Annotated in this window: 5 protein-coding genes; 1 reads left to right on the top strand and 4 read right to left on the bottom strand. The window is 70.7% G+C overall.

What is annotated here, in order from left to right; genetic code table 11:
* Positions 1-1184, bottom strand: a 1184-nt coding sequence (locus N864_RS18230; RefSeq protein WP_034720386.1) for an ABC transporter permease, incomplete at its 3' end; no start/stop codon positions are given.
* Positions 1181-2086 (bottom strand): ABC transporter ATP-binding protein, encoded by a 906-nt coding sequence (locus N864_RS18225; RefSeq protein ID WP_034720384.1) that lies wholly within the window; start codon positions 2084-2086, stop codon positions 1181-1183. The genes N864_RS18230 and N864_RS18225, both read right to left, overlap by 4 nt.
* A gap of 98 nt (positions 2087-2184) precedes the next feature.
* Between N864_RS18225 and N864_RS18220 the strand changes: the two genes are divergently transcribed.
* Positions 2185-2685 (top strand): GbsR/MarR family transcriptional regulator, encoded by a 501-nt coding sequence (locus N864_RS18220; protein WP_240474395.1) that lies wholly within the window; start codon positions 2185-2187, stop codon positions 2683-2685.
* 95 nt (positions 2686-2780) lie between these two features.
* Here N864_RS18220 and meaB read toward each other — a convergent pair whose 3' ends face one another.
* Both meaB and scpA read right to left on the bottom strand, forming a co-directional pair.
* Complete coding sequence (gene meaB / locus N864_RS18215) at positions 2781-3869, bottom strand: methylmalonyl Co-A mutase-associated GTPase MeaB (protein ID WP_338033658.1); 1089 nt, start codon at positions 3867-3869, stop codon at positions 2781-2783.
* The gene (gene scpA, locus N864_RS18210; RefSeq protein ID WP_205620996.1) at positions 3866-6064 is read right to left on the bottom strand and encodes a methylmalonyl-CoA mutase; all 2199 of its coding nucleotides are present in this window, start codon (positions 6062-6064) and stop codon (positions 3866-3868) included. The genes meaB and scpA overlap by 4 nt, the downstream gene beginning before the upstream one ends.
* Positions 6065-6090 lie beyond the last annotated feature (26 nt).

Below are 6090 nucleotides of genomic sequence, written 5' to 3'. Positions count from 1 at the left end.
GCGTGGCTGCCGAGCAGCGCCGGGCGCGAGGTGTGGGTCGCGAGGACCTGCTCCGAGTGCCCGTCGACCTCCTCGGAGCGCAGCCGCAGCGCGGCGGAGATGCCGTAGGCGCCGGCGCCGATGGCGAGGAAGTTGAACTCGGCGGCCAGGTAGAGGTCGGACAGCGACGACGCGTTCCCGCCGAGCTGGCGAAGCATGTCCTCGACCTTCGGGTCGTTGATGAAGTCCCCGACGTTGACGGCGACCGCCCCGAGGACGAACCCGAGCAACGCGTAGGCCACTAGCCAGCCGACGAACGCGCCGCGTTGGAGCCGCCAGGCGAGCGCGAGCGGGCTCGACAGCGACGCTGCCGCGCGGGCCGGTCCACCCCGCCCGGCCACGAGACCGGCGCCCAGGTCGCGCCGCTCGCGGAGCGCGTAGGCCGCCCCCACGGTGACGATCGTGAACGCGACCGGGATGAGGAACACGACGAACCGGTTTCCCCCATAGATCTCCAGCTTCTCGCCCCAGCCGAGCGGCGAGAGCCACGTGAGGACCGACGCGGCGCCCTGGGACGTGGCACCGATCGCGCGCAGCACGTAGGCGACGCCGAGCGCGCCGAGCGCCCAGGCCGAGGCCCCCCGCGCGGTCTGTGTCAGCTGCGCCGCGACGGCGCTGATGCCGGTGAAGGCGAGGCCCGCGGAGAGCCAGTAGAGCCCGTAGCCCACCGAGCCTGCCGGGTCGAGTCCGAGCCCGATGAGGTACACCGCGACGAGGATGCTGGTCACCAGGCAGGCGCCAATGGCGAGGAGCACCGCCGCGGTGAGCGGCGCGCGGCGCCCGACGACGGCGGCGCCGACGAGCTCGGTGCGACCAGCCTCCTCCTCGGTGCGGGTGTGGCGCCGCACGAGCGCATAGGCGAGGAGCGCGACGAAGATCGCGCCCAGGGAGACGGTCTTGAAGCTCGCGATCGCACCGGGGTTCGTCGGGTCGGCGATGGGCCCGAACATCGCGACGATCGAGGGGGAGGCGTTGACCGCCTCGGCGGCGGCCGTCAGCTCGGCCGGGGTCGCGTAGAGCGCGAGGGTCGCCTGTGCCGAGCCGCCCGCGAGCAGGACGAGGAGCACGATGCACACCGGCAGGACGACACGGTCCCGCCGCAGCGCGAGCCGCAGCAGCGCGCCGGTGCCGGTCAGGCCGCTCATGACCGGCTCGCCTCGCGGGTGCGGTACTGCTCCATGAAGAGGTCCTCGAGCGTCGGCGGCGAGCTCGCCAGCGTCCGTATGCCGCTCACCCCCAGCCGCTCGAGCAGCTCGCCCAGGTGGTCGGTGGCGACCGAGCAGGTCACCCGGGGGCCGTCGACCCGGACGTCGGCGACTCCGCGGAGGGACTGGAGCTCGGCGGGGTCGACCGGGGTCGCGGTCGTCGCCTCGACCTTCGTCAGGGAGGCACCACGGAGGGTCTCCAGCGTGCCCGACTCGACGTTGCGTCCGGACCGGATGATGCTGATCCGGTCGGCGAGGGCCTCCACCTCGCTGAGCAGGTGGCTCGAGAGGAGCACGGTGCCGCCTCCGGCCGTGAACTGCTGGACCTCGCTGCGGAAGACCGCGTCCATGAGCGGGTCGAGCCCCGAGGTGGGCTCGTCGAGCAGGAGCAGCTCCACGTTGGCCGAGAGGGCGGCGACGAGGGCGACCTTCTGCCGGTTGCCCTTCGAGTAGGTGCGCCCCTTCTTGGTCGGGTCCAGGTCGAAGCGGGCGATGAGGTCGGCGCGCTTCGCCTCGTCGAGCCCGCCGCGCAGCCGGCCGAGCAGGTCGATCGCCTCGCCGCCGGTGAGGTTCGGCCAGATGCTCACGTCGCCGGGAACGTAGGCGAGCCGTCGGTGCAGCGTCTCGGTGTCGTGCCACGGGTCCTCGCCGAGGACCGTCGCCTCACCGCCGTCGGCGCGGAGCAGGCCAAGGAGGATGCGGATCGTCGTCGACTTGCCGGCACCGTTCGGGCCGAGGAAGCCGTGGATCTCACCGGGGGAGACGTCGAGGTCGAGCCCATCGAGGGCGTGCGTCGTGCCAAACGACTTGCGGAGGCCGTGGACCGCGATTGCTGAGGGCATACGGTCGACGGTACACATCATTCAGCAAATAGTGAATCTTCTTGCGACTGTGGATAGACTTCCCGCAGGGGTCCGATGGAGAGGACGAGGAGGCGTCGTTGGCGAGGAGAGCAGTGCAGCAGGTGAGGGACGAGCAGGCGGTGGCGGCGTACGTCGAGCGGTTCGGCGACGTGCTGACCGACGCCGGCATGCCGCGCCTCGCCTCGCGCATCTTTGCTGCCCTGCTCGCCGACGACGACGGGCGGATGACCGCGGCCGAGCTGACCGAGACACTCGAGGTCAGCCCGGCTGCGGTCTCCGGAGCGGTTCGCTATCTCACGCACGTCGGGATGATCGGCAAGGAACGTGAGCGGGGCAGCCGGCGCGACGTCTACGTCGTGCGGGCGGAGGCCTGGCACGACGCGATCATGAGCCGCGACCGGGTCATGAACGAGATCATGCGCAGCATGGCCCGCGGCGTCGAGGCCGTCGGCGGCCCCGAGACGTCGGCCGGGCGCCGACTCCAGCTGTCGGTCGACTTCATCGACTTCATCACTCGCCGGCTGGGAGACCTCCAGGAGGAGTGGTCCGAGCGCCGCGCCAAGCTGATGGCCGACTGACTGCCTCCCGATTCGATGTATCAGCGCGGCCTATGCGGCGCGCTGATACATCGAATCGCGGGGGGGAGGGGGCTGGGGTCGGCTCAGGGACGGGCTCAGGGGCGTTCGTCGTAGGCCGCGAGGATCCGGTCGGCCGCCACAGTCGCGGGGATCTCTCCGGCGAGCACCGCATCGCTCACCGCTCCCTGGATGTCCGCCACCTCCCGCGACCGCTTGAGCCGCTGGTCCAGCTCGTCGCGCACGAGTGCCCACATGAAGTCGAGCTGCTGGCCTGCGCGCTTGCTGGCCAGACCCTCATCGCCGAGCTGCTCGCGGTGCGCGAGGACCCGCTCCCACACGGTGTCGATGCCGATCCCGGTCAGGCCCGAGCAGGTCACGACCGGCGGCACCCAACCCGCCTTGTCCCGGCCGTGCACGAAGCGCAACGCACCGCCGAGTTCCCTTGCGGCGACACGGGATTCACCCTCGTGCTCCTGGTCGGCCTTGTTGACCGCGATGACGTCGGCGATCTCGAGGATGCCCTTCTTGATGCCCTGCAGCTGGTCGCCGGTCCGGGCCAGGGTCAGGAACAGGAACGTGTCGACCATGCCTGCGACGGTCACCTCTGACTGACCGACGCCGACCGTCTCGACGAGCACAACGTCATACCCGGCTGCTTCGAGGACGACCATCGCCTGGGTCGTTGCGCGCGCCACCCCTCCCAATGTGCCCGCGGAGGGCGACGGGCGGATGTATGCCGCTGGGCTGGCTGACAGCGTTCCCATCCTCGTCTTGTCGCCGAGGACCGAGCCTCCGGTGCGGACGGACGAGGGGTCGACGGCGAGGACGCCGACGCGGTGCCCCTCGCGGATCAGGTGCTGGCCGAGCGACTCGATCAGGGTCGACTTGCCGACCCCCGGCACACCGGAGATGCCCACCCGGACGGTGGGGGACCGGTCGGAGCCGGCCGTCCCTGCGGCCATGAGCCGCTCGAGTAGTACCCGTGCGGCAGTCCGGTGATCCGGACGAGAGGACTCGACGAGGGTGATGGCGCGGGCCACGCTCGCTCGCTGCCCCTCGAGCACACCGGACACCAAGGCGTCCACATCGATCCCGGGACTGCGCGGCGGCGGCGCCGTCCCGTCCTCTCGATCGTCGGGAGTGTGCTCTCGATCGTCGGGAGTGCGCTCTCGATCGGGGGTCACGACTTCAGCCGGGCCGACAGCTTCTCGAGCAGGTCGAGGGCGGAGTCGGCGATGACCGTCCCGGGCAGGAAGACCGCCGCAGCGCCCATCTCCTTGAGGACCGGCACGTCGTCGGGCGGGATGACGCCGCCGATGACGATCATGATGTCCTCGCGCCCGAGGTCCGACAGCGCCTTGCGCAGTGCCGGCAGCAGCGTCAGGTGGCCCGCGGCGAGCGAGGACACCCCGACGATGTGCACGTCGGCGTCGACCGCCTGCTGGGCGACCTCCTCGGGGGTCGAGAAGAGCGGGCCCACGTCGACGTCAAAGCCGAGGTCGGCGAACGCCGTCACGACGACCTTCTGGCCGCGGTCATGGCCGTCCTGGCCCATCTTCGCGACGAGGATGCGCGGGCGACGGCCCTCCTCCTCCTCGAAGGCAGCGGTCGCCTCGAGCACGCGCGCGACCTTGTCGTCGTCGGCGTGGGAGGACTCGTCGCGGTACACGCCACTGATCGTACGGATGACCGCCTGATGACGGCCCCACACCTTCTCGAGGGCGTCGGAGATCTCGCCGACGGTCGCCTTGGCCCGAGCCGCGTCGACCGCAAGCGCAAGGAGGTTGCCGTCGAGCGACCCGCTCCGGTCCGGCTCCCGCGAGGCAGCCGCCGTCAGCGCCGACAGCGTCCGCTCGACCTCCGCGGAGTCGCGTTCGGCCCGCAGCCGCCGCAGCGACTCGACCTGCTGGCGATAGACCTCGTCGTTGTCGACCTTGAGGACGTCGAGCCGGTCCTCGTCGGCGAGCCGGTAGCGGTTGACGCCGATGACCGCCTGCGCGCCCGAGTCGATCCGCGCCTGGGTGCGGGCGGCGGCCTCCTCGATGCGCATCTTCGGGATGCCGGCCTCGATCGCCTTGGCCATCCCGCCGGCCGCCTCGGCCTCCTGGATGCGGGCCCAGGCCTTCTCGGCGAGGTCCTGGGTCAGCCGCTCGACGTAGTACGACCCGGCCCACGGGTCGATGACCTGCGTCGTGCCGGACTCCTGCTGCAGGAGCAGTTGGGTGTTGCGGGCGATCCGCGCGGAGAAGTCGGTCGGCAGCGCGATCGCCTCGTCGAGCGCGTTGGTGTGCAGCGACTGGGTGTGGCCCTGGGTCGCCGCCATCGCCTCGATGCAGGTCCGCTCGACGTTGTTGAAGACGTCCTGCGCGGTGAGCGACCAGCCGGAGGTCTGCGAATGTGTCCGCAGCGACAGGGATTTCGGGTTCTTCGGGTCGAACTGGGCGACGAGCCGGGCCCACAGCGCCCGGGCCGCGCGCAGCTTGGCGACCTCCATGAAGAAGTTCATCCCGATCGCCCAGAAGAACGACAGCCGCGGCGCGAACGCGTCGATGTCGAGCCCGGCGTCGAGGCCCGCTCGGATGTACTCGACCCCGTCCGCCAGCGTGTAGGCGAGCTCGAGGTCAGCCGTCGCCCCGGCCTCCTGGATGTGGTAGCCGGAGATCGAGATCGAGTTGAAGCGCGGCATCTTCGCGGCCGTGTAGGCGAAGATGTCCGAGATGATCCGCATGCTCGGCAGCGGCGGATAGATGTAGGTGTTGCGGACCATGAACTCCTTGAGGATGTCGTTCTGGATCGTCCCCGTGAGTTGCTCCGGCTTCACCCCCTGCTCCTCGGCCGCGACGATGTAGAGCGCCATGATCGGCAGGACGGCGCCGTTCATCGTCATCGAGACGGACATCTGGTCGAGCGGGATCCCGTCGAACAGCGTTCTCGCGTCATGGATCGAGTCGATCGCAACGCCCGCCATGCCGACGTCGCCGCGCACCCGCGGGTGGTCCGAGTCGTAGCCGCGGTGCGTCGCCAGGTCGAACGCGACCGACAGGCCCTTCTGCCCGGCGGCGAGGTTGCGCCGGTAGAACGCGTTCGACTCCTGCGCCGTCGAGAACCCGGCATACTGCCGGATCGTCCACGGCTGGGTCGTGTACATCGTCGGGTACGGACCGCGCAGGTAGGGCGTGAGCCCGGGCCAGGTGCCCGTCGCGAGGTCCTCGACGTGGTGGGGCCCGTAGAGCGGCAGGATGTCGATGCCCTCCGGGGAGTGCCACGGAGTGCCTGCGTCGCTGCCGTATGCCGCTGAGCTCGCTCCCGCTTGCCCGGGGCCCTGCGCTTCGGCGGGCTCCAGCGGCAGGTCGGCGAAACTGCTCGGAACGGTGCTCATGCCTTCTGTCGCGCCTCTGTCCATCG

It is taken from the genome of Intrasporangium chromatireducens Q5-1 (genome assembly GCF_000576575.1).
Taxonomy (GTDB): domain Bacteria; phylum Actinomycetota; class Actinomycetes; order Actinomycetales; family Dermatophilaceae; genus Intrasporangium_A; species Intrasporangium_A chromatireducens.
The sequence above is the reverse complement of the archived record's forward strand: the minus strand, read 5'-3'. Positions and strand labels throughout refer to the sequence as shown.

Excerpts from the sequence above, each read along its gene's own strand:
- N864_RS18225 (WP_034720384.1), bottom strand. The coding sequence starts at position 2,086 with ATGCCCTCAGCAATCGCGGTCCACGGCCTCCGCAAGTCGTTTGGCACG.
- scpA (WP_205620996.1), bottom strand. The coding sequence starts at position 6,064 with ATGAGCACCGTTCCGAGCAGTTTCGCCGACCTGCCGCTGGAGCCCGCC.